Genomic DNA, 21,466 nt, shown 5'->3' on the forward strand with positions numbered 1-21,466 from the left:
ATCAGAGATCTTTCGCGAGGCGGACGCCGGTGAATTGCCAGCGCTGGTGCGGATAGAAGAAGTTGCGATAGCTCGCCCGCGCATGCCCGCGCGGCGTGGCGCACGATCCCCCACGCAACACGCACTGCCCGGACATGAACTTGCCGTTATACTCGCCGACCGCGCCTTCGATCGCTTTGAAGCCGGGATAAGGCCGATATGCGCTGCCGGTCCATTCCCACACGTCACCGAAGAATGCGGGGCCGTCCGCCGAGGGACGCGGCTCAACCGGGCCGGCGGTATCCAACTGATTGCCGCCAGAAGCATCGTATCCCGCGGCGGCGACTTCCCACTCCGCCTCGGTCGGCAAGCGGGCTCCGGCCCAGGCAGCATAGGCATCCGCTTCGTAGAAGCTGACATGCGTCACCGGCGCGGCGGGATCGATCGCACGACGGCCGTCGAGCCCGAAGCGCGTCCAATTGCCGTCCTGTTCTTCCCAATAAAGCGGCGCGACGATCGCTTCCGCCTTCACCCATGCCCAGCCGTCCGACAGCCAATGCGCGGCATTCCTGTACCCGCCATCGGCGATGAACGCGGCCCATTCGCCATTGGTGATCGTGCGGTCGGCGATCGCATGCGGCGTGAGCAGGGTCGGATGGCGCGGCCCTTCGCAATCGAAGGCGAAGCCCTCTCCCTCGAACCCGATCTCGGCCACGTCGCCCGCGCTCTCGATCCAGCCGATCGGGCCGGGCATTTCCACCGGCACCTTGCGCGCCGCCGGCCAGATCGCCGGCTCCAGCGGATTTTCGGACATCAAATGCAGGATATCGGTTACCAGCAACTCCTGATGCTGCTCCTCGTGATGGCACCCCAGAGTCACCAGTTCGAGTGCCGCATCCGGAAGGTCGGGCAAGGCAGCCAGCACCGCCGCATCGACATGATGCCGGTACGCCAGCACCTCGTCCAGAGTCGGCCGCGTCACCATCCCACGCCGGCCGCGCGCATGGCGACGGCCCTCGGCCTCGTAATAGCTGTTGAACAGGAACGGGAAGCGATCGTCGTGCAGCACATATCCGGCGACGAAATCGCGCAGGATGAAGGTTTCGAGGAACCACGTCGTATGCGCCAGATGCCATTTGGCCGGCGACGCATCCTCCATCGACTGAACCGTGGCGTCTGCATCGGACAGCGGGGCGACCAGCGCCTCGGACAAGCCGCGGACCTTGGCGAATCGTTCGGCCAGCGTGGAAACACCGGGGGCGAGGCGGGGCTTTGTTCGCATTCCGTTCTTTCTATCCAGAACGTCGCGCCGGATCAATTGATCTGAAGCAAGCCTCCGGCTAGCGGGATGCGCCGGGCACCCACAGAACGTCGCCACCCGCCTTTTGGTTCACGTATCTGGCGGCGACGAAAAGATAATCCGACAATCGGTTGAGATACGCCAGCGCCAGGGGGTTGATCGAAACCTCGGCAGCCGCGGCAACACCGGCCCGCTCCGCCCGCCGCACGATCGCGCGCGCCAGATGCACCGCAGCCGCGCCCGCCGTGCCACCGGGCAGGATGAAGCTGGTGAGCGGCGGCATCTGCGCATTCATCGCGTCGATCTCTTCCTCCAGCCGCGCGACTTGAGCCGCCACGATCCGCAGGGTCATTTCGCCCGGTGCGAAGTCCTCGCCCGGCGTAGCGAGGTCCGCGCCGAGATCGAAGAGATCGTTCTGGATCCGCGTCAACGCAATTGCGAGATCGCCAACCCCCAGCGCGACGATCGCCACGCCGATCGCACTGTTCGCCTCATCGACATCGCCGATCGCGGCCATGCGTGCATCGGTCTTCGCCACGCGAGACCCATCCACCAGGCCGGTGGTGCCGTCATCGCCGGTGCGCGTATAGATCTTGTTGAGCTTGACCATCGTTCAGGCCCGCCAGCGCCGGGTCGACCCCAAGATCAGCCCTTACCGGCAAGCATCAGCAGCAGGACGACGATCACGATCGCGATCGCCTGAAAGAAGATGCGATACTGCATCATCTTGTTCGATTTCAGCGCCGATGCGCTCGGCCCGGTGCCGCCGTTTTTCGCTTCCTCGGTCGCATTGGCGAGGAAGACGACGAGTCCGCGCACGAACACGACCACCACCGCGATCATGGCGGCGACGAGGAGGACGATCAGGAAAATGCTCATGCGCCCTATCTAGGCGTTCGGCAGGCCAAAGCCAATGGGCAGCCGCCCGGCGCGGAGATCGTCGGCCAGCGCCCGACCGTCCATCCCTTCCGCGCGCGAAGCCGCCAAAGTCGGCGCGTCGTTGCGCTTGGCCAGCCGCTGTCCCTGCGCGTCGGTGAGCAAGGGATGGTGCCGATAGATCGGCGTCGGCAACCCGAGCAGCTCTTGCAGTAGACGATGGATATCGGTCGCTTTGCGCAGATCTTCGCCCCGCACCACATGCGTCACGCCCTGGAAGGCATCGTCCACCACCACCGCCAGATGATAACTGGCCGGCGCATCCTTGCGCGCCAGCAAGACATCGCCTTGCGCCTCGGGATCGGCCTGTTGCGAACCGGCAATCTCATCCTCCCAGTAGAGCGTCCCTACGCCCGCGACGGCAGCGGCCATATCGATGCGCCACGCGTGTGGCTCGCCCGCCAGCCGAGCCGCGCGACGATCGGATTCGATATGGCGGCACGTACCTGGATAAGCCGCGATGGGCCCGTGCGGCGCGGACAGGCTCTGCGCGATTTCCGCGCGGGTGCAGAAGCAGGGATAGAGCAGTTCTCGTGCCTTGAGCGTTTCCAGCGCCGCATCGTAAGCGTCCAGCCGGGAAGACTGGAACAGCATGTCCTCATCCCAATCCAGCCCAAGCCAGCGCAAATCCTTGCAGATGCCCGCGACATGCTCGGGCCGGGATCGCGTCCCGTCGATATCCTCGATCCGCAACAGGAAGCGCCCGCCATCGGCCCGCGCGCGATCATGGCTCTGGATCGCCGAAAAAGCGTGGCCGAGATGCAACTTTCCGGTCGGGCTGGGCGCGAACCGCGTCACCGTGCTCATCGCAGTTCCGCGCCCCCTTGACCGTGAGTCGTGCGCCGTGCTGTCATGACACCGTCATCCAAGTCGGCAAAAGCGCCGTCAAGGACTTGAGCAGCGGCGCGCAGGCGCGCGACGAGAGAAAGGGGGTTATGTACCATCCCGATCTGATCCGGCATCCCGACGGGTGTCCCGCGCTGGTGCTGAACGCCGATTATACGCCGCTCAGCTATTATCCGCTGTCCGTCTGGCCGTGGCAGACCGCGATCAAGGCGGTGTTCCTCGACCGCGTCGATATCGTCGCCGAATACGAACGCGAGGTGCGCAGCCCGACGCGGCGCGTGAAACTGCCTTCGGTCATCGCGCTCAAATCCTATGTCCGCCCCTCCGCTTTCCCGGCCTTCACGCGGTTCAACGTGTTCCTGCGCGATAAATTCTCCTGCCAATATTGCGGCTGCGGCAGCGACCTGACCTTCGATCACATCATCCCGCGCGCGCAGGGCGGGCGTACCACCTGGGAAAACGTCGCCACCGCCTGCGCGCCGTGCAACCTCAAGAAAGGCGGGCGGACGCCGAAACAGGCGCAGATGCCGCTGCACATCGCCGCGATCCGCCCGACCAGCTGGCAGATGCAGGAACATGGCCGCCGCTTCCCGCCCAACTATCTGCACGATACCTGGCACGACTGGCTTTATTGGGATGTCGAGCTGGAGGCATGAGCGACGCGCCTACCCTGTCGGCGGCGATCCCGATCCTGCGCATCTACGACCGGGACAAGGCGCTGGAATTCTATTGCGACTTCCTCGGCTGTACGCTCGATTGGGAGCATCGGTTCGCGGACGATCTGCCGCTTTACATGCAGGTGTCGCGCGGCGGGATGGTGCTGCATCTGTCGGAACATTATGGCGACGGCACGCCGGGCAGCGCGGTGTGGATCCGCACCGGGAATCCGCGCACCCTGTTCGCCGAATTGCTCGCCAAGCAGACGCGTTTCGCCCGGCCGGGCGTGGACAAGGATGAGGCCACCCTGACCGATCCGTTCGGCAACATGCTGCGCTTCGACGGCAGTCGGAACTGAATTCGCCCGCGCACCGTTCGATGTACTTCCCAGCATAAGGCCCAACGATATGCGCGTGCTTGCCCCGTCCGTTCTCGTCCCGGTTCTGGTTCTGTTGGGGGCCTGTTCCGATCAGGAGGCCAAGGGCGATGCGGTGGATTTCCGTCCGCCGACCAATCAGCATCGCGCCGATTTCGCGTCGGGGATCGAACTGCGGTTTCGCGCGATGGACGCCGATCGCAATTCGACGATCGAGGCCGGCGAACTTCGCCCCGACCGGGTCGCGCGGGTCATGGCCGCGGATGCGAATCACGACGGCCATGTCAGTCTCGGCGAATTCGAAGCGGCGCAGCTCGCCCGCTTCGATGCCGCCGATACCGATCACGATCGCATTCTTAGCAGCGCCGAGCGCGATGCGGCCGGTTGGGGCAAGCGTAATTCGAGCGACACCGCAAAATGATTCGTCCGATCGTTACGCAGGCGGTTGACGACGATCTTGCCGCAGCGCAGCAAGACGCCATGGCCGACCTCCCCACGATCACGAACAATCCCGACATCCGCTTTCTGGGCAAATTGCTCGGCGACGTGATCCGCGCTTATGGCGGCGAGACGCTGTTCGAGCGCACCGAATATATCCGTGCCGCCTCGGTCGATCGGCATCGCAGCAACGGCAATGGTCATGGCACGCCCGATACCGATCTCGGGCTCGACCGGCTGGACATCGACGAAACGCTGGATTTCGTACGCGGCTTCATGCTGTTTTCGATGCTCGCCAACCTTGCGGAAGACCGGCAGGGTGTGACCTCGGAGGACGGCGCGACGGTCGATGCCGCGCTGAAGCGCCTGGCGGGCGAGGGGATCGGCCACGATGCGGTGATGCATCTGCTGGATCACGCACTGATCGTCCCCGTGCTCACCGCGCACCCGACCGAGGTGCGCCGAAAGTCGATGATCGATCACCGCAACCGCATCGCCGCGCTGATGGCGCTGAAGGATCGCGGGCTCGACGAGACGCCGGAAGGCGACAAGGTCGAGGAGGCGATCCTGCGCCAGATCGCTTTGTTGTGGCAGACGCGCGTGCTGCGCCGGGAACGGCTCTACGTCACCGACGAGGTCGAAACCGCGCTCAGCTATCTGCGCGACGTGTTCCTGCCCGCTTTGCCCGCGCTCTACCAGCGCTGGGATCGGGCACTGGGCGCACGCACGCCGAGTTTCCTGCGCCCCGGTAGCTGGATCGGCGGCGACCGCGACGGCAATCCCTTCGTCACCGCCGATTCGTTGCGCACCGCGCTCGGCAAGGCGTGCGAGGCGGTGCTGGGCTACTATCTCGACGCGGTGCATGCGCTCGGTGCAGAACTCTCGATCTCCACCGATCTCGCGCCGGTCGATCCCGGCGTCGAGTCCTTGGCGGACGCCAGCGGCGACACCGCCGCCAGCCGCAGCGACGAACCGTATCGCCGCGCGCTCTCCGGCATCTATGCCCGGCTCGTCGCGACCCACGTCAAGCTGACCGGCAAGCCGGCACCCCGCCCCGGCGCGCTCAAGGGCGAGGCCTATTCCGACCCGCAAAGCTTCCGCGCCGATCTCGTCGCCATCGCCCATGCGCTGGCGGTGGAAGACGTCGTAAAGAATGGGGGCCCGCTCGCGACCGGGGGTGCGCTCGGCCGGTTGATCCGCGCGGTCGAAACCTTCGGCTTCCACCTCGCCACGCTCGACCTGCGCCAGAACAGCGCGGTGCACGAACGCGTCGTCGCCGAACTGCTCAAGGTCGCCGGGGTCGAGGACGATTATCTCTCGCTGGACGAGGCCGCACGCACCGCCTTGCTCCGCACCGAACTGTCCAACGCCCGCCCGCTGACCAGCAGCTTCGCCGAATATTCCGAGGAGACGACCGGCGAACTGAACATCGTCCGCGCCGCCGCCGAGGCGCATGCGCGCTACGGTGCGGGGTGCATCACCAATTACATCGTCTCGATGGCGCAGTCGGTGTCCGATCTGCTCGAGATCAACCTGCTCCTGAAGGAAGTCGGCCTCTACCGGGCCGGCGAAACCCCAAGTGCGGCGATCATGGCCGTGCCTTTGTTCGAGACGATCGGTGATTTGGAGGCTGCCCCCGGCATCATGACCGAGTGGCTGGCTTTGCCCGAGATCGTCGCCATCGCCGGCAAGCGCGGCCATCAGGAGGTGATGATCGGCTATAGCGACAGCAACAAGGACGGCGGCTACCTCACCTCGACCTGGAGCCTGTCGGTCGCCTCCACCGCGCTGAAGCCGGTGTTCGAGAAGGCCGGGATCGGCATGCAATTGTTCCACGGTCGCGGCGGTGCGGTCGGGCGTGGCGGCGGCTCCAGCTTCGCCGCGATCCGCGCGCAGCCGTTCGGCACGGTGCAGGGCCGCATCCGCATCACCGAACAGGGCGAGGTGATCGCGGGCAAATACGGCACCCGCGAAAGCGCGATGGCCAATCTCGAGGCGATGGCTTCGGCGACGTTGCTCGCCAGCCTGGAGCCCGATCAACTGTCGGCCGCCGATACCGAGCGGTTCGGTGCGGCGATGACGACCCTGTCGGACGCCGCGTTCAAGGCGTATCGCGGCCTCGTCTACAATGACGATGCGCAAGGGTTCCGCACCTTCTTCCGCCAGATGACGCCGCTGACCGAGATCGCCGGCCTCAACATCGGCAGCCGCCCCGCCAGCCGCACCAAATCCGACCGGATCGAGGATCTGCGCGCCATCCCCTGGGTGTTCAGCTGGGCGCAGGCGCGCGTCATGCTGCCCGGCTGGTACGGCGTCGGCCAGGCGCTGGCCGGGTTCGAGGACAAGGGCCTGCTGCGCGAAATGGCCGAAGCCTGGCCGTTCTTCGCCGCCAGCCTCGCCAACATGGAACAGGTCATCGCCAAATCCGACATGGGCATCGCGGCGCGCTATGCCGCTCTGGTCGAGGACAAGGGCCTGCGCGATACGGTGTTCGGCCAGATCGAATCCGGCTGGGGGCAGGCGCATGACGGCCTGCTCGCCGCCACCGGCCAGTCCCGCCTGCTCGAAAAGCATCCTGCGCTCGACACGTCGATCCGGCTGCGCCTGCCCTATATCGAGCCGCTCAACCTGTTGCAGATCGAACTGATCAAACGTCGCCGCGCCGGCGACGAGGACGAACGGATCGGCGAGGGCATCCTGCTATCGATCAACGCGATCGCCACGGCGCTGCGGAATTCGGGCTGATCCACCAGCAGCCGTCATCCCGGACTTGATCCGGGATCCAACGGACCGCTTGGCAATCACGGCGCGAGAAGCGCAACGTCACAGCAAGCGGAGGAATGGATCCCGGATCAAGTCCGGGATGACGGTGGTTAGCTGAACGAAGACAATCAGCCCGGCCACATCCGCTGCAATTCCTTCTCCCCCTCCATCTGATGCTTAAGCGCGCCCGCCACGTGCACCAGCACCAGCAGATACAGCAGCCATTGCAGCAGCCCGTGCGCCGCGCCGAAACCGTCATGCACCTTGTCGCGCAAAGCGGGGTCGAGCGTCATGATGAAGCCGATGCGCGGGAATTCGAACGTGCCGAACCAGTGCATCGGATGGCTCGCCGCGTCCTTGTACGCCGAATCCATGATCCAGCCGGTCAGCGGCATGGCGAAGATGATCAGATACAGCCCCCAATGCACAACATGCGAGGCGGTCCGCTCCCACCCCTTGTAGCTGGCGGGATAGGCCGGCGGCGTGCGCGCGAAACGCCACAGCACGCGCAGCACGGCCAGCCCCAGCAGCGTCACCCCGATCGACTTGTGCGTATCGATCGCCGGCCGCACCTTCTCGTCGGCGAGATACGGCCACACCCATGCCAAAGCGACATTCGCCAGGATGCCGAGCGCGATCACCCAGTGGAACAGCATCGCGGTTTTGGTATAGCGTCTGACGTCCACATGCAGCTCCTGCGTTCGATCCGCAAAACGCTAGTGCGGCCCGCGATGCGGCGCTAGAGGGGCGGCACTCTTTCCCCCCGAGAGCGCGTCATTTCATGATCCAGACCCCTGCGGCGGATGCGCTCGCCCCCGCGGCGGATGCCCTCGCCAATGCCTTCGCGGTGCAATCGCCTAGGCTCAACCCGCAACCGGCGGGCTTCGCCAGCCGGTCGATCAGCTTCGCCGTGTTCGCGATCTTCGCCGCGTTGATCGCCCAGGCGTTCCTGCGTCAGGGGATCGCGGTGTGGTCGGTCGGCATCGCCTATATCCTCTACGACACGGCCCTGCTGGTGTTCACCGCGTGGCGAATCTGGCCGCTGCGCCACGGCGCGCTGGTCCCCGCCGCCAGCACTGCCCGCCCGCGCTTTGCCGTGATCGTGGCCGCGCGCAACGAGGCAACCGTGCTCGACGTGACGATCGACCGCCTCGCCGCGCAGGACGATGCGCCGGATGTGATCCTGATCGCCGACGACGGATCGGACGATGCCACCCCGGCGGTGTTCGCCGCGCGATACGGCCTAGCGCCGCCCGCGCTCGGAATCATCAGCCCACCGAGCCCGATCCTGCCTTCGCTGCGCTGGCTGCGCCTGCCGCATGGCGGCAAGGCGCGCGCGCTCAACGCGGCGATGCTGGAAATCGATGCCGAGGTGATGCTGACGGTCGATGCCGATACGTTGCTCGATCCCGGCGCCATCGCCGCGATGCGCGCCGCCTTCGCCGCCGAACCCGAGCTGGTCGCGGCGACCGGCGTGATCAAGCCGATGTGCGGGCCGGATCTGCAGGGCCGGCTGTTCGAATGGTTCCAGACCTACGAATATGTCCGCAATTTCCTCTCGCGCCACGCCTGGGAGCAACAGCATAGCCTGTTGCTGATCTCCGGCGCATTCGCCGCGTTCCGGCGCGATGCGGTAGTGACGGTCGGCGGGTTCGATCCGGACTGCATGGTCGAGGATTACGAACTGATCCACCGCCTGCACCGCCACGCCGCCAATGCCGGCCTCGACTGGCGCGTGCGCGTGATCGGCCGAGCCATCGCCCGCACCGACGCACCCGCCACCCTGCCCGCCTTCCTGCGCCAGCGCCGCCGCTGGTTCGGCGGTTTTCTACAGACGCAGCACTGGAATCGCGACATGGTCGGCAATCGCCGCTTCGGGCAGCTCGGCACGCAGATGCTCCCCGTAAAGGCGCTCGATACGGTACAGCCGATCTACGGCCTGGCCGCCTTCGCGATTCTGATCGTCGTTTTGGTCAGCGGCCGGTTCCACATCGTGCTGCCGATCCTGCTCATCATGCTCGCCAAGATTGCGATCGACCTCAGCTTCCATCTGGGTTCCCTGCGCCTCTACGCGCGCTGGACTGGACAGAGCGAAGGCCTGCACTGGGGCCCGGCGCTGATCGCCGCGATCCTCGAGCCGTTCACGTTCCAGCTGTTCCGTCATTGGGGCGCATTGCTCGGCTGGGTCGCGTTCCTCACCGGCAAGGAAACCTGGACCGCGCAGAGCCGCAGCGCGATCCGCGCCTCGCGCGAGATCTGACGCAGCGTCGGTGTCGCAAACGAAAACGGACCTGCCGGCATTGGGGCGCCGACAGGTCCGAGTTACGCGGTACGATACGCGGGCAGGTGCCTCAAAGGGGTAGGCACCCGACACTCGTCTTTCGTTTGTGAAAGACGTTGGTAGCTACGGGCGCGCGATACGTTCGGATGCAGCGCGCCCGTCTTTTTCTCACATCAGGGCATCAGCACCGTGTCGATCACGTGGATCACACCGTTCGACTGGTTGACATCGGCGATGGTGATGTTGGCCGTGCCACCCTTGGCATCGGTCACGGCCCAGCCGGTGCCCGATTTCGAGAAGGTCACGGATTCACCGTTGACCGTCTTGTACGTCGCCTTGCCCATATGCTTGGCGGCATTGGCCTTGATCGCCGCCGCGCTGATCTTGCCGGGGATGACGTGATAGGTGAGGATGCTGGTCAGCGTCGCCTTGTTCTCCGGCTTCACCAGCGTATCCACCGTGCCGGCCGGCAGCTTGGCGAAGGCTTCGTTGGTCGGCGCGAGCACGGTGAACGGACCCTTGCCCGACAGCGTGTCGACCAAACCGGCGGCCTTGACCGCGGCGACCAGCGTGGTGTGGTCCTTCGAGTTGACGGCGTTCTGGATGATGTTCTTGGTCGGATACATCGCAGCGCCGCCGACCATCGGATTACCCTTGGCATAAGCGAGCGTGGAACCACCGGCGACAAGGGCGACGGCGAGAATGGATGCGCGAATCTGGGGGGTCATGAACTGGCTCTCCTGCCTTTTGCATCCGCTAGCGTGCGGACTGACAGGAGCTACGGGCGGCCACCGCGCCCGGATGCAGCCTAAACCTGCGACAGCGTGCCCTTGGCGACCACCGGCCCCTGCGGCAGGCCGGTTGCGGACCCGCCGACCGCCTCGAGCGAGATGGCCAGGGTCCCCCCGGCGGCGATCTGCGCGCGGTTGGCGGCGGTCACGGTCAGGACGGTGCCGCCTTTGGTCCGCAACAGCCCGAGCGAGTGCGGCGTGGCATCCGCACCGATGATCCACAATTCGGCACTCTGGTTGGCATCGGCCAGCGCCGACTCGGTCAAACGAAGACCGCCCGAGGCCGGATCGTAGACCGCCGCCACCGGCGCGCCGGTCTTGCCGGGATCGATCGCGGCGACGAGCATCGCGGCCGGAGTAGCGGCGACCGGAGGCTTGGTCGGCAAAGGCGCGGTCGGCACCGGAATCGGACGCAACATCACGACGAGCAACAGGCTTGCCGCCAGCAGGCTGGCGGCGGCGGCGATGCCCGGCCACAACAGCGCGGACCGCTTCACCGGCACTACCTCCGGCAGCGCGGCCGGCACGTCGATCGTCTGCTCGATCCGCGCGAACACCCCACCCGACGGTGTCATTTCCGGCCACAGATCGAACAATCGCGCGAGATATGCGCGCCAGATCTCGACCGAATGCGCAAAGCCCGGCTCGGCCAGCACACGGCGCAACGCCAGCGCGCGGTCTTCGCCCTCCAGCAGCCCGAGCGCCAGTTCGGCGGCGGCGACATCCGGATCGGGGCCGTCATCTTCTGGAAGAAGCGTGTCGTCGCTCATGATTCGAGGCACTCCTTCAGCTTGAGGAGGCCGCGTCTTACCCAGCTCTTCATCGTCCCCAGCGGCACGTTCTGCGCCAGCGCGAGATCGGCATAGGTCGTGCCGTCGAAAAAGGCGGTGCGGATCGCATCCTGCTGGCGCCGTTCGAGCGTATCGAGGCAGCCATGCAACAGGCGCGCGTCCTGATCGGCGACCATCGTGTCGCTGGCGAGCGGCGCGCCGTCGGCGATCGGCGGCGCGTCCTCGATCGGGCTGGCGCGACGAATGGTCTGCGCGCGCCGCCAGTCGATCGCGCGGTTGCGCGCGATCGTGGCGAGCCACGTGATCGGGCTGGCGCGCGACGGCTCATAGGCCCCCGCACGCTTCCAGATCGTCAGATATACGTCGTGCAACACATCTTCCGCCGCTTGTCGTTCACCGCAGATACGGAAGGTGATGCCGAATAGTTTCGCCGAGGTGAGTTGATACAGTTCGCGGAACGCCTGGCGGTCCTCATCACCGGTCTTCACCAGCATATCGGTGAGATACGCCCGCGCCGCCATGGCGGCGACCGGATCGGTCTTCGGTCCGATCGGTTCGGCTGGGCGCGAGTCTGTCACAGGCCGTCTTGCTACAGGGCTTGGGCGTGCGCGGCAATCGCTTGTGTTGAAAGCATATATCCACGGTGGCGTTTGCCACGCGGTTTGCGTAAGAGCCGCCGCACACGAACACCCCAATACGCCATCAGGGACACGCACGCCGAGCATGCGCATCGCCATCGCATCCGATCATGCCGCTTTCGATCTGAAGGCGGCGCTCGCCACCTGGCTGCGCGAGGCGGGGCATGACGTGGCCGATCTCGGCCCGCGCAGCGCGGATCGCGTCGACTATCCCGATTTCGGCTATGCGCTCGCCGCCGCCATCGCCGCCGGCACGGCCGATCGCGGCATCGCCTTGTGCGGATCGGGCATCGGCATCTCGATCGCGGTCAATCGCAATCCCGCCGTGCGTTGCGCCTTGGTCGGCGAGCCGCTGTCCGCCGCGCTCGCGCGCGAACATAACGACGCCAACGTGCTTGCCATGGGTGCGCGCCTGACCGGCGAGGACATGGCCCGCGCCTGCATCACCGCCTTCCTGACCACCGATTTCGCCGGCGGCCGCCATTCGGGGCGCGTCGAGAAACTCAGCCATCCCCAGTTCGAGGAGCTTATAAAATGAGCACGAACCCGCAGACTCTGAACGACGTCCAGCCGCCCTATTCGGTGGATGGCGGCTTCTTCACCCGCGGCCTGGCCGAAGCCGATCCGGCGATCTTCGCCGGCGTCGCGCACGAACTGAAGCGCGAGCAGACCCAGATCGAGCTGATCGCGTCCGAGAACATCGTCTCCAAGGCGGTGTTGCAGGCGCAAGGCAGCGTGTTCACCAACAAATATGCCGAGGGCTATCCCGGCAAGCGCTATTATCAGGGCTGCGAACCCTCGGACGAGATCGAGGCACTGGCGATCTCGCGCGCCTGCGAATTGTTCGGCTGCGGCTTCGCCAACGTCCAGCCGCATTCGGGTGCGCAGGCCAATGGCGCGGTGATGCTCGCTCTGGTCAAGCCGGGCGAGACGATCATGGGTCTCAGCCTCGATGCCGGTGGCCATCTGACGCACGGCGCACGCGCGGCGATGAGCGGCAAATGGTTCAACGCGGTGCAATATGGCGTCGATCCGGTCACGCACCTGATCGATTTCGAACAGGTCCGCGCGCTCGCGCTGGAACATAAGCCCAAGCTGATCATCGCGGGCGGCTCGGCCTATCCGCGCGAGATCGATTTCGCCAGGTTCCGCGCGATCGCCGACGAGGTGGGTGCGTTCTTCATGGTCGACATGGCGCATTTCGCCGGCATCGTCGCGGCCGGCCTGCACCCCTCGCCTTTGCCCCATGCGCACGTGGTGACGACCACGACGCACAAGACGCTGCGCGGTCCGCGCGGCGGCATGGTGCTCACCAATGACGAGGCCATCGCCAAGAAGATCAACAGCGCGGTGTTCCCCGGGCTTCAGGGTGGCCCGCTGATGCACGTCATCGCCGCCAAGGCGGTCGCGTTCGGCGAGGCGCTCCAGCCCGACTTCAAGAGCTACATCGCCGCCGTGGTCGAGAACGCCAAGGTGCTGGCGGCGACGCTCAAGGAGCGCGGCGCGGAAGTGGTGTCCGGCGGCACCGACACGCATCTCGCGCTGATCGACCTCACCCCGCTGGGCGTCACCGGCAAGGATGCCGACGAAGCGCTCGAACGCGCCGGCATCACCTGCAACAAGAACGGCATCCCGAACGATCCGCTCCCCCCCACCAAGACCAGCGGCATCCGCGTCGGCTCCCCCGCTGGCACTACGCGCGGCTTCGGACCGGCCGAATTCCGCGAGATCGGCCATATGGTCGCCGACGTGCTCGACGGCTTGCGCAAGAATGGCGAACAAGGCGATGCGCAGATCGAAGCGGCGGTGAAGGAACGTGTTGCCGCCTTGTGCGCTCGGTTCCCGATCTACCCGGAAGGAATTTGACCATGAGCGATTTCGAAAAGCCCCAGATCGACAAGCCACTCGGCAAGAGCATGGCGAAATGGGCGGCATTGGGCGCGGTGGTGGCGATCCCGGTGCCGTTCGTCGGCCCGATCATCGGCGCGGCGGCCGGCGCCGGCTACGCCTATCTCAAGGCGAAGAAGAAGCTCTGAATGCGTTGCCCTTTTTGCGGACATGAAGACAGCCAGGTAAAGGATTCGCGCCCCACCGACGACGGGGCGGCGATCCGGCGGCGGCGGCAGTGCGAAGGCTGCGCGGCGCGGTTCACGACGTTCGAACGCATCCAGCTGCGCGATCTCTATGTATTGAAGAGCGAGGACAAACGCGAGCCGTTCGACCGCGACAAACTGCTCCGCTCGGTCTCCATCGCGGCCCGCAAGCGTCCGATCGATGCGCTTCGCCTCGAAAAGCTCGTGTCCAGCATCCAGCGCCAGCTGGAAACGCAGGGCGAGAACGAAATTCCCTCCAAGCGCATTGGCGAACTGGTGATGGAGGGGCTGAAGGGCATGGATTCGGTCGCCTATATCCGCTTCGCCAGCGTCTATAAGGACTTCCGCGAGGCGAAGGATTTCGAGGAATTCGCCGGGAACGTCACGGAAGTGGGCAAGGGGTGAACGCCCCGCCCCCCATCATCGTCCTGGTCCGCCCGCAACTCGGCGAAAATATCGGCAAGGCCGCGCGCGCCATGCTCAATTTCGGGCTGACCGAGCTGCGCCTCGTCGCCCCGCGCGACGGCTGGCCCAACCCCTCCGCCGGCCCCGCAGCAAGCGGCGCGGACGTGGTACTGGAACGGGCGCAGGTCTATGCCAGCGTGGCCGAGGCGGTCGCCGATTGCCCGCACGTCTACGCCACCACGGTGCGCAAGCGCGGCGTGACCAAGCCGGTCGTCACCCCCGAACAGGCGGCAGGCGCGATCCACGCCGCGCCGGGCCGCACCGCGATCCTATTCGGCCCGGAACGCTCCGGTCTCGAAACCGACGACGTGGCACTCGCCCGCGAGATCATCACCGTGCCGATCAACGCCGAGTTCGGGTCGCTCAATCTGGCGCAAGCGGTGATCCTCGTCGCGTACGAATGGTCGAAAGGCACCGGCCTCGCCTCCCCGCCCGAGACCGACCTGCCCGAACCCGCGCCCCAGGAAGAACTGGACGGCATGATCGGTCAGCTGGACGCGATGCTGGAGCCGACCGACTTTTTCTATCCTCCCAGTCGAACGCCAGTCACCAAACGCACGTTGCGCACGTTGCTGACAAAGCCAGGCTGGTCGAGCCAGGAAGTGCGCACATTACGCGGCGTTTTGAGCGCGTTAGCCGGAAAGCGTCCGCGATCCTGATATCACGCTGATTTCTCTTTCGCGATTTGAGGGGCAACGGTATCAACGGTCCTCAATACATTTGGAGATCGTGATGAAGGTTCTTGTTGCCGCTGCGTTCCTTCTTGCCACACCCGTCATCGCCCAGACCCCTCCTGCACAACCCGACGCCAAGGCCGAAGCACCGAAGGCGGCAAAATCGGACGCGGATCGTAAGATCTGCCGCAAGGATACGCGGACGTCCACGCGGCTCGTGAAGCGGACCTGTCGCACGGCAGCCGAGTGGCATGAGCTCGATCAGGACACCACCGGAGCCGATAACATCGTGCGCAATCCCAGCTGATCCTCTGCGCTCTGCTGGTTCGGCCTAGCGCCGGTCGAACGCGGCCAGTTCGTACGCGATCGACGCTTCGACCAGCAGGTCCCACAGATCGGCGATCGCATCCGCCGGCAAACCTGCCGCCTGCGCCGCCGCGATCGCGTTGGAGACCACCTGCGCCTTGCGCCCTTCGTCCCGCACCGCGCCCCGCTCCGGCTTGATCCGCGCCGCAGCATCCATATACGCGAAACGGCGGGCGAGAAGCACGATCAGGTCGCGATCGACCTGATCCACGCCGGCGCGGACCTCCGCCATGGTGCCGCAATCGGGGCCGGCCAAAATCGTCTGGTGCATCGTATCGCTCATGGATGCGCTCTTGTCCGAGCCGCACGCGCCTGTCCAGCTTGACTCGCCGGCCCCGCGCGGCTAACCGCCCGCCTTCGCAAATGGCCCCACACCCCGGTGAAGTGGTGGCCCTGCCCCGAGGGGTAGAGCGATGACCGGGTATCGATCAGCCCAGCCGTAACACGCGAAGCCGGTCTTGTTGTTGGCAATTGCAAGGTAAGTATCATGTCGAAGCGTTCATCCGCAAAGTACAAGCTCGATCGCCGTATGGGCGAGAACATCTGGGGCCGTCCGAAGTCCCCGGTGAACAAGCGCGAATACGGCCCCGGCCAGCACGGCCAGCGCCGCAAGGGCAAGGTCAGCGATTTCGGTATTCAGCTGCGCGCCAAGCAGAAGCTCAAGGGCTATTATGGCGACGTGACCGAGAAGCAGTTCCGCGCCTGCTATCATGAAGCCGCGCGCATGAAGGGCGATACCGGCCAGAACCTGATCGGCCTGCTCGAACAGCGCCTGGACATGATCGTGTACCGTGCCAAGTTCGCGCCGACCGTGTTCGCCGCGCGCCAGCTCGTGTCGCACGGCCACATCCGCGTCAACGGCATCAAGTGCAACATCGCCTCGCGCCGCTGCTTCCCGGGCATGGAAATCACGCTGGGCAGCAAGGCCAAGGAAATGGCCCTCGTCATGGAAGCGCAGAGCCTGGCCGAGCGCGAAATCCCCGATTACGTCGCTCCGGACGGCAACGCGAAGGTCACCTTCACCCGCGTGCCGACCCTGGACGAAGTGCCGTATCCGGTGAAGATGGAACCGAATCTGGTGGTCGAATTCTACAGCCGCTGAGCCGAGGATTTAGCGCAAGCTAAATCCAGGCATCCTCAGCGGCTCGGCCGGCGTCGCTCAAGCGACGTCCGACGACGTGGCTTCGCCACGGCGCAGCCAAGCAAAAAGAAAAGGGCGGCCCCGCAACGGGCCGCCCTTTTCACATTCACATGCCGAGCGACGACCGCAGGAATGCATTCGCCTTGGTCAGCATCTCGGTACGAGCGGCATCATCATTGAGGTGATGATCAAGGCCTTTGAACTCGACCAATTCAACCTTGCCGCCGGCATCCTTGAGCTTATCCGCCATAAGGCGTGATTCCTCGATACCGACGTTGCGATCATAGTTTCCATGAAACAGCAGCACCGGCGCCTTGATTCGTGCGGCGTTGCGCGCAGGGGATCCTTGCACGACGTGCGGACCATGGCCGATGAATGCATCGACCAATTTGTAGTTGGTAAAATTCAGCGACTCAGTGCGCAATGTTTCCAAATCGGTCACCGGTGCAATCGCGACGATGGCCTTGAACAGGGTCGGATCCAGAACCGCCGATTGCAAGGCGGCATATCCGCCATAGGACCAGCCAACGATGCCCAATTTTCCTGGCGCGGCGATCCCCTGGCTTTTTAGCCAACGTCCTCCGTCATTGATGTCGCTGATCGCGATGCGCCAGGATTGGAAGCCGTTCTTCTGGAACCACGCTTCACCATAACCGGTGGATCCTCGGAAATTCGGCTGCAACACCGCGAAGCCGCGATTGGCAAAGAATTGCGCAAGCCAATCGAAACCCCATTCGTCGCGTGCGCCGGGCCCACCATGGGGCATGACGATCGCCGGGATGTTCTTGCCGTCACTGCCCGGCGGCAGCGTCAGGAAACCGGGGATCAGGGTCCCATCCGCAGCCGGGAAAGTGATCGGTTTGACTGTTGCCAACCGTATTCCGTCGAGTTGATACCGTGCCGCCATCACATCTTCGAGACTGTGCGTAGCCTTGCGATAAACGTAATAATGGCCCGCATTGGTGTCGCTGCCCGCGAACAGCAGCAATGCGCTTTCATCGGCGCTGGCATCGACGAAGGTCACCAAAGGCTGGCCAGGCAAGGCCTTGCCGAGCGCCGCTCTCAATTTGCGCAATTCGGGATCGAAAAATTCGCTTTCGCGACGATCCGTCACAAAGGTTGCGCCTACGACGCGTCTCTGACGTCCAACTCGGATCAAGTCATCAACATCGACGTCGTTTCTCGCGAACACAAGGTTTCGCTGCGCAGCTTCGGTCAGGCTCGTGCTGAACAGGGCCTGCCGTCCGTCCTTGGCATCAAACCCGTAGGCGATATCGAGATCGCGATCGACCGCATAGGGAACGAACCCTTGCCCGATGCCACTGCCATCGATTTTGACCGTTCCGAACGTCTTCCAGTCATTGCTATCTTTGGCGGTATAGAAATAATTGATTTCATTTGAGATATAGCCAGCGTTGCTCGGCTTTTGCACGGCCATCAGACGCACCTTGCCATGGCCGTCCGTAATGTATTCCACCGCGTTACGTCGTGGCTGAACGACAACCCGGCGCAGCGTACCGGCCGGATCGACCTGTTCGACCCCAAGTCCATCACGCTCCTGCCGGATCGTCGTGCCAAGCGATGCTTCCGGCACGAAGCTACGCGTCATCAAGATCTTTCCGCTACTTCCGTCTGCCAACCAGTCGATGACGTCGCCGCCATCCTGCATCAGCCCCAGTGACCGACTATTGGTTTTCGCGCTGATCTGTCGCAAATCGGAGCCATCGGAGGCGACCGAAACGAGCCGCGTGAAAGTCAGTTTCCCGGGCTCCTTGGCGATCATGTAAATCCCGCAGATCAGTCGCGTGTCGCTTGACCAATTGCATTTGGTCAGCCGCTCGGGATCGCCGCTCGTCCGAATGATCGGCTTGGCAGGGCCGCCATTGACCAGATCGGCGATCGAAAGGGCTGCTCCTCGACCCTTTGTCGGCCCCACGATCGCGACATGCGTGCCATCGGGCGACAGACTGATCTGTTGCACCGATTCCCGCGCGCCGAATGCAGCGGCCGCATCGAGCGCGGCATCGGGTGCCGCCAACGCAGGCATTTCCAATATCAGCGTACATCCTGCCAACAAGGCGCGCGCCATCAACTTCGAGTTACGCATGATTCCCCCCCCAGTGCGTTAGAATCGCAAGGATAGTCGGAGTCGGGCCGGGCGCAAGTGGGCGGACGGTCTTGCGCTGGTGGATATGCACTGCCACACCTCGATCATGCTGACATACTCGGAGTTGACGATGCGCAAACCCCTTGCCGTACTGCTGCTGGCGACCATCACCCTGCCCGCCAGCGCCAAGGATGCGCCGCCGCAAATCTCCGTGGCCACACTGAAGACCGTCACGCAAACGCTGTCCTCCGACGCCTATGAAGGCCGCAAGCCGACCACTCCCGCCGAGGACAAGACGACCGCCTATATCGTCGAGCGCTTCAAGCAAGCGGGCCTGAAACCCGGCAATCCAAATGGTGAAAATGGGGCCAGCTGGTTCCAGAACGTGCCGCTGGTCGAGATCAACGCGACCAATGTGACGCCGCTCACCTTCACCGGTGGCAAGGTGCCGGTATCGGCACCCTATCGCTCCGGCGTGGTGATCGGCACCTACCGCGTGGTGCCGAAGGTGGCGATCGAGGGCAGCGCGGTCGTGTTCGTCGGCTACGGCATCAACGCGCCCGAGCGTGGCTGGAACGATTATGCCGGCGTGGACGTGAAGGGCAAGACGGTGGTCATCCTGATCAACGATCCGGACTGGCGGACGATGACGCTCGACGGCCCGTTCGGCGGACGCGCGATGACCTATTACGGGCGCTGGATGTACAAGTTCGAGGAAGCGGCGCGGCAGGGCGCGGCCGCGGCGATCATCGTGCATGATACGGAGCCGGCGGCTTATGGCTGGGGCGTGGTGCAGTCGAGCTGGACCGGCCCGCAACTCGAACAGGATACGCCGGGCAACCATATGGACCAGAGCCAAGCCGTAGGCTGGATCCAGAAGCCGATCGCCGAGGCGTTGTTCGCCAGTGCAGGGCAGGATTTCGCCGCTTTGTCCAAGGCCGCCGCGATCAAGGGCTTCAAGGCGGTGCCGCTGGGCGTGAAGGCCAGCGTATCGTGGACCAATACGATCCGGCGTCAGGCATCGAAGAACGTCGTCGGCATCCTGCCCGGCACTGCGAAACCGGATGAGATCGTGATGTATTCCGCCCATTGGGACCATCTCGGCCACTGCGATGCGGTGAAGGGCGACGATATCTGCAACGGTGCGGTCGACAATGCTACCGGCGTCGCCGGGCTGGTTGCGCTGGCCGAGGCGGGCGTGAAGGCCGGACCGGCCACGCGCAGTCAGGTGTTCCTGGCGGTGACGGGCGAGGAATCCGGGCTGCTGGGATCGAAATATTATGCCGAGAACCCGGTCTATCCGCTGGCACAGACGGTCGGTGGCGTGAACATGGATGGCCTGAACATCATCGGCAAGACGAAGGATTTCGTGCTCATAGGCGCGGGCAAGTCCGAGCTGGAGGACATGGTCAAACCGCTGGTCGCCGCAGAGGGGCGCGTGATCACGCTGGAGGCGAACCCCGAGCGCGGTTCCTATTACCGCTCCGACCATTTCAGCTTCGCCAAATTGGGCGTGCCGATGCTGTATGGCGAAAGCGGCGAGGATCTGGTGGTCGGGGGCGTGGCGGCGGGCAAGGCCGCGACCGAGGATTATGTCGTCAACCGCTATCACAAGCCGCAGGACGAATATGATGCGAAGTGGAACTGGGACGGCGCGGTTTCCGACCTGAACGTCTATTATGCGCTCGGCCACGAACTGGCACAGGGCGATGTGTGGCCGAACTGGTATCCGTCGGCCGAATTCCGCAAGATCCGCGACGAAAGCCGCGGCGCGGCTAAATAGCAACGGGCGAAGCTACGATGACGAAGCAATTGGTGCAGCCGGCGGAATGGGCGCCGCACAAGGCGGTGTGGATCGGCTTTCCCAGCCACCCGGACCTGTGGCTCGACGATCTGGAGCCGGCGCGCGAGGAGGTGGTGGCGTTCGCCCGCGCGGTGCATGCCGACGGGCGCGGCGAGCGCGTGATCCTGGTCGCCGCCGATGAGGAAGCGGCCGGCGCGGCGGGGGCGATGGCCAAGGGGATCGCCGATGTCGTGGTCGAGCCGTTCGGCGATATCTGGCTGCGCGATACCGCCGCGATTCTGCTCAGCGACGGCACGGCACGCGATTTCCGCTTCAACGGCTGGGGCGGAAAATACGATCTGCCGGGTGATGACGATATCGGCCAGCGTTTGGCCGCGCGGCGGCGCATCCATGCCGAACGTTGCGACTGGATCTTGGAAGGCGGCGCGATCGACGGCGACGGCACCGGCCTCGTCGTCACGACCGAGCAATGCCTGCTCAACCACAATCGCAATCCCGGCCTGTCCAAGGCTGAGATCGAGGCGCGGCTGCGGTCCGATCTCGGTTTCACGCAGGTGATCTGGCTCGGCGAGGGGCTGATGCACGATCATACCGACGGGCATGTCGACAACCTCGCGCGCTTCGTCGCGCCCGGCAAGCTGGCGATTCCGCAGGCGGCGGAGAACGATCCCAACTGGCTCATCTATCAACACGCCGCCCGCGACGCGGGACTTCATGACGGGATCGAGATCGCACTGCTCCCCTCCCCCGGCCGCGTGCTGCGCGACGAGGAGATCGTGCCGGCGAGCTATATGAATTTCTATATCGGCAATGCGGTCGTGGTCGTGCCGCAATATGGCGCGCCCAACGATGCGGCGGCGGTGGCGGCGATCCAGGCCCTATTCCCGGATCGCGAGGCGGTGGGCCTGCACGCCGATCATATCTTGACCGGCGGGGGCAGCTTCCACTGCATCAGCCAGCAGATACCGGGGTGAATTTGCGGGATCGCGATAGCGAACCTTAGAAAGAAGACTGGTTCAC

The 21,466-nt window shown here is 64.8% G+C and carries 24 protein-coding genes; 14 read left to right on the top strand and 10 right to left on the bottom strand.

The genetic code is table 11. The features are described from left to right. Position 1: 1 nt before the first annotated feature. Genes egtB through gluQRS form a run of 4 tightly spaced genes read right to left on the bottom strand, consistent with a single transcriptional unit; the run spans position 2 to position 3,022 of the window. Entirely contained in the window at positions 2-1,261 is a 1,260-nt protein-coding gene (gene egtB / locus U1738_RS18285; protein WP_332790465.1) for an ergothioneine biosynthesis protein EgtB, read from the bottom strand. Between the two features lie 58 nt (positions 1,262-1,319). Continuing rightward, a complete protein-coding gene (locus U1738_RS18290) occupies positions 1,320-1,889 on the bottom strand; it encodes a cob(I)yrinic acid a,c-diamide adenosyltransferase (RefSeq protein ID WP_332790466.1) in 570 nt (189 codons plus the stop codon). 35 nt (positions 1,890-1,924) lie between these two features. Further along, a complete protein-coding gene (locus tag U1738_RS18295; RefSeq protein ID WP_332790467.1) occupies positions 1,925-2,158 on the bottom strand; it encodes a twin transmembrane helix small protein in 234 nt (77 codons plus the stop codon). 9 nt (positions 2,159-2,167) lie between these two features. Next, complete coding sequence (gene gluQRS, locus U1738_RS18300) at positions 2,168-3,022, bottom strand: tRNA glutamyl-Q(34) synthetase GluQRS (RefSeq protein WP_332790468.1); 855 nt, start codon at positions 3,020-3,022, stop codon at positions 2,168-2,170. A gap of 128 nt (positions 3,023-3,150) precedes the next feature. Here gluQRS and U1738_RS18305 point away from each other — a divergent pair, with 128 nt between their 5' ends. The 4 genes from U1738_RS18305 (at position 3,151) to ppc (ending at position 7,277) form a co-directional block, all read left to right on the top strand. After that, positions 3,151-3,717, top strand: a complete 567-nt coding sequence (locus tag U1738_RS18305) for an HNH endonuclease (protein WP_055775219.1) — start codon at positions 3,151-3,153, stop codon at positions 3,715-3,717. Then, a complete protein-coding gene (locus U1738_RS18310) occupies positions 3,714-4,076 on the top strand; it encodes a glyoxalase superfamily protein (RefSeq protein ID WP_332790469.1) in 363 nt (120 codons plus the stop codon). Before U1738_RS18305 ends, U1738_RS18310 begins: the two co-directional genes overlap by 4 nt. Positions 4,077-4,170: 94 nt before the next feature. Continuing rightward, complete coding sequence (locus tag U1738_RS18315; RefSeq protein ID WP_332790470.1) at positions 4,171-4,515, top strand: penta-EF hand family protein; 345 nt, start codon at positions 4,171-4,173, stop codon at positions 4,513-4,515. 59 nt (positions 4,516-4,574) lie between these two features. Continuing rightward, positions 4,575-7,277 carry a phosphoenolpyruvate carboxylase gene (ppc, locus tag U1738_RS18320; protein WP_332790471.1) on the top strand — a complete coding sequence of 901 codons (2,703 nt, stop codon included), beginning with the start codon at positions 4,575-4,577 and terminating at the stop codon, positions 7,275-7,277. Between the two features lie 146 nt (positions 7,278-7,423). On the opposite strand, the gene U1738_RS18325 is transcribed toward ppc, so the two are convergent. Next, the gene (locus tag U1738_RS18325; protein ID WP_332790472.1) at positions 7,424-7,981 is read right to left on the bottom strand and encodes a cytochrome b; all 558 of its coding nucleotides are present in this window, start codon (positions 7,979-7,981) and stop codon (positions 7,424-7,426) included. Between the two features lie 95 nt (positions 7,982-8,076). On the opposite strand from U1738_RS18325, the gene U1738_RS18330 reads away from it, so the two are divergent. Next, on the top strand, positions 8,077-9,555 hold the full coding sequence (locus U1738_RS18330) for a glycosyltransferase family 2 protein (RefSeq protein WP_332790473.1): 1,479 nt from the start codon (positions 8,077-8,079) through the stop codon (positions 9,553-9,555). Between the two features lie 194 nt (positions 9,556-9,749). On the opposite strand, the gene U1738_RS18335 is transcribed toward U1738_RS18330, so the two are convergent. From U1738_RS18335 to U1738_RS18345, 3 genes are all read right to left on the bottom strand, one after another. Next, entirely contained in the window at positions 9,750-10,304 is a 555-nt protein-coding gene (locus tag U1738_RS18335; RefSeq protein WP_332790474.1) for a fasciclin domain-containing protein, read from the bottom strand. An 80-nt stretch (positions 10,305-10,384) separates the two neighbouring features. Beyond that, positions 10,385-11,137 (bottom strand): anti-sigma factor, encoded by a 753-nt coding sequence (locus tag U1738_RS18340; protein ID WP_332790475.1) that lies wholly within the window; start codon positions 11,135-11,137, stop codon positions 10,385-10,387. Continuing rightward, entirely contained in the window at positions 11,134-11,679 is a 546-nt protein-coding gene (locus tag U1738_RS18345) for a sigma-70 family RNA polymerase sigma factor (RefSeq protein ID WP_332790521.1), read from the bottom strand. Before U1738_RS18345 ends, U1738_RS18340 begins: the two co-directional genes overlap by 4 nt. 202 nt (positions 11,680-11,881) lie before the next feature. On the opposite strand from U1738_RS18345, the gene rpiB reads away from it, so the two are divergent. From rpiB to U1738_RS18375, 6 genes are all read left to right on the top strand, one after another. Further along, complete coding sequence (gene rpiB / locus U1738_RS18350; protein ID WP_332790476.1) at positions 11,882-12,334, top strand: ribose 5-phosphate isomerase B; 453 nt, start codon at positions 11,882-11,884, stop codon at positions 12,332-12,334. Next, a complete protein-coding gene (glyA, locus tag U1738_RS18355; RefSeq protein ID WP_332790477.1) occupies positions 12,331-13,662 on the top strand; it encodes a serine hydroxymethyltransferase in 1,332 nt (443 codons plus the stop codon). Before rpiB ends, glyA begins: the two co-directional genes overlap by 4 nt. A 2-nt stretch (positions 13,663-13,664) precedes the next feature. Then, on the top strand, positions 13,665-13,832 hold the full coding sequence (locus tag U1738_RS18360) for a hypothetical protein (protein WP_332790478.1): 168 nt from the start codon (positions 13,665-13,667) through the stop codon (positions 13,830-13,832). Beyond that, positions 13,833-14,294: a transcriptional regulator NrdR gene (gene nrdR, locus U1738_RS18365; RefSeq protein ID WP_332790479.1), complete on the top strand. Its 462-nt coding sequence runs from the start codon at positions 13,833-13,835 to the stop codon at positions 14,292-14,294. Continuing rightward, positions 14,291-15,013 (top strand): RNA methyltransferase, encoded by a 723-nt coding sequence (locus tag U1738_RS18370; protein WP_332790480.1) that lies wholly within the window; start codon positions 14,291-14,293, stop codon positions 15,011-15,013. Before nrdR ends, U1738_RS18370 begins: the two co-directional genes overlap by 4 nt. 61 nt (positions 15,014-15,074) lie before the next feature. Beyond that, positions 15,075-15,335: a hypothetical protein gene (locus U1738_RS18375; RefSeq protein ID WP_332790481.1), complete on the top strand. Its 261-nt coding sequence runs from the start codon at positions 15,075-15,077 to the stop codon at positions 15,333-15,335. A 24-nt stretch (positions 15,336-15,359) separates the two neighbouring features. Here the strand turns inward: U1738_RS18375 and U1738_RS18380 are convergent, their stop codons facing one another. After that, a complete protein-coding gene (locus tag U1738_RS18380; RefSeq protein ID WP_332790522.1) occupies positions 15,360-15,665 on the bottom strand; it encodes a chorismate mutase in 306 nt (101 codons plus the stop codon). A 216-nt stretch (positions 15,666-15,881) separates the two neighbouring features. Here U1738_RS18380 and rpsD point away from each other — a divergent pair, with 216 nt between their 5' ends. Further along, entirely contained in the window at positions 15,882-16,496 is a 615-nt protein-coding gene (gene rpsD / locus U1738_RS18385; RefSeq protein WP_332790482.1) for a 30S ribosomal protein S4, read from the top strand. A gap of 145 nt (positions 16,497-16,641) precedes the next feature. Here rpsD and U1738_RS18390 read toward each other — a convergent pair whose 3' ends face one another. Continuing rightward, positions 16,642-18,642 (bottom strand): alpha/beta hydrolase family protein, encoded by a 2,001-nt coding sequence (locus U1738_RS18390; protein WP_332790483.1) that lies wholly within the window; start codon positions 18,640-18,642, stop codon positions 16,642-16,644. 130 nt (positions 18,643-18,772) lie between these two features. On the opposite strand from U1738_RS18390, the gene U1738_RS18395 reads away from it, so the two are divergent. Together U1738_RS18395 and U1738_RS18400 are read left to right on the top strand one after the other, a co-directional pair. Beyond that, positions 18,773-20,425, top strand: coding sequence for a M28 family metallopeptidase (locus U1738_RS18395; RefSeq protein ID WP_332790523.1), 1,653 nt, complete (start codon positions 18,773-18,775; stop codon positions 20,423-20,425). A 17-nt stretch (positions 20,426-20,442) separates the two neighbouring features. After that, on the top strand, positions 20,443-21,420 hold the full coding sequence (locus U1738_RS18400; protein WP_332790484.1) for an agmatine deiminase family protein: 978 nt from the start codon (positions 20,443-20,445) through the stop codon (positions 21,418-21,420). Positions 21,421-21,466: the final 46 nt, after the last annotated feature.

Source organism: Parasphingomonas caseinilytica (assembly GCF_036663755.1).
GTDB lineage: Bacteria > Pseudomonadota > Alphaproteobacteria > Sphingomonadales > Sphingomonadaceae > Sphingomonas.

Coding starts and splice junctions, on each gene's coding strand:
- egtB (WP_332790465.1), bottom strand. CDS start 1,261: ATGCGAACAAAGCCCCGCCTCGCCCCCGGTGTTTCCACGCTGGCCGAA.
- U1738_RS18290 (WP_332790466.1), bottom strand. CDS start 1,889: ATGGTCAAGCTCAACAAGATCTATACGCGCACCGGCGATGACGGCACC.
- U1738_RS18295 (WP_332790467.1), bottom strand. CDS start 2,158: ATGAGCATTTTCCTGATCGTCCTCCTCGTCGCCGCCATGATCGCGGTG.
- gluQRS (WP_332790468.1), bottom strand. CDS start 3,022: ATGAGCACGGTGACGCGGTTCGCGCCCAGCCCGACCGGAAAGTTGCAT.
- U1738_RS18305 (WP_055775219.1), top strand. CDS start 3,151: ATGTACCATCCCGATCTGATCCGGCATCCCGACGGGTGTCCCGCGCTG.
- U1738_RS18310 (WP_332790469.1), top strand. CDS start 3,714: ATGAGCGACGCGCCTACCCTGTCGGCGGCGATCCCGATCCTGCGCATC.
- ppc (WP_332790471.1), top strand. CDS start 4,575: ATGGCCGACCTCCCCACGATCACGAACAATCCCGACATCCGCTTTCTG.
- U1738_RS18330 (WP_332790473.1), top strand. CDS start 8,077: ATGATCCAGACCCCTGCGGCGGATGCGCTCGCCCCCGCGGCGGATGCC.
- U1738_RS18335 (WP_332790474.1), bottom strand. CDS start 10,304: ATGACCCCCCAGATTCGCGCATCCATTCTCGCCGTCGCCCTTGTCGCC.
- U1738_RS18340 (WP_332790475.1), bottom strand. CDS start 11,137: ATGAGCGACGACACGCTTCTTCCAGAAGATGACGGCCCCGATCCGGAT.
- U1738_RS18345 (WP_332790521.1), bottom strand. CDS start 11,679: ATGGCGGCGCGGGCGTATCTCACCGATATGCTGGTGAAGACCGGTGAT.
- rpiB (WP_332790476.1), top strand. CDS start 11,882: ATGCGCATCGCCATCGCATCCGATCATGCCGCTTTCGATCTGAAGGCG.
- glyA (WP_332790477.1), top strand. CDS start 12,331: ATGAGCACGAACCCGCAGACTCTGAACGACGTCCAGCCGCCCTATTCG.
- U1738_RS18360 (WP_332790478.1), top strand. CDS start 13,665: ATGAGCGATTTCGAAAAGCCCCAGATCGACAAGCCACTCGGCAAGAGC.
- nrdR (WP_332790479.1), top strand. CDS start 13,833: ATGCGTTGCCCTTTTTGCGGACATGAAGACAGCCAGGTAAAGGATTCG.
- U1738_RS18380 (WP_332790522.1), bottom strand. CDS start 15,665: ATGCACCAGACGATTTTGGCCGGCCCCGATTGCGGCACCATGGCGGAG.
- rpsD (WP_332790482.1), top strand. CDS start 15,882: ATGTCGAAGCGTTCATCCGCAAAGTACAAGCTCGATCGCCGTATGGGC.
- U1738_RS18390 (WP_332790483.1), bottom strand. CDS start 18,642: ATGCGTAACTCGAAGTTGATGGCGCGCGCCTTGTTGGCAGGATGTACG.
- U1738_RS18395 (WP_332790523.1), top strand. CDS start 18,773: ATGCGCAAACCCCTTGCCGTACTGCTGCTGGCGACCATCACCCTGCCC.
- U1738_RS18400 (WP_332790484.1), top strand. CDS start 20,443: ATGACGAAGCAATTGGTGCAGCCGGCGGAATGGGCGCCGCACAAGGCG.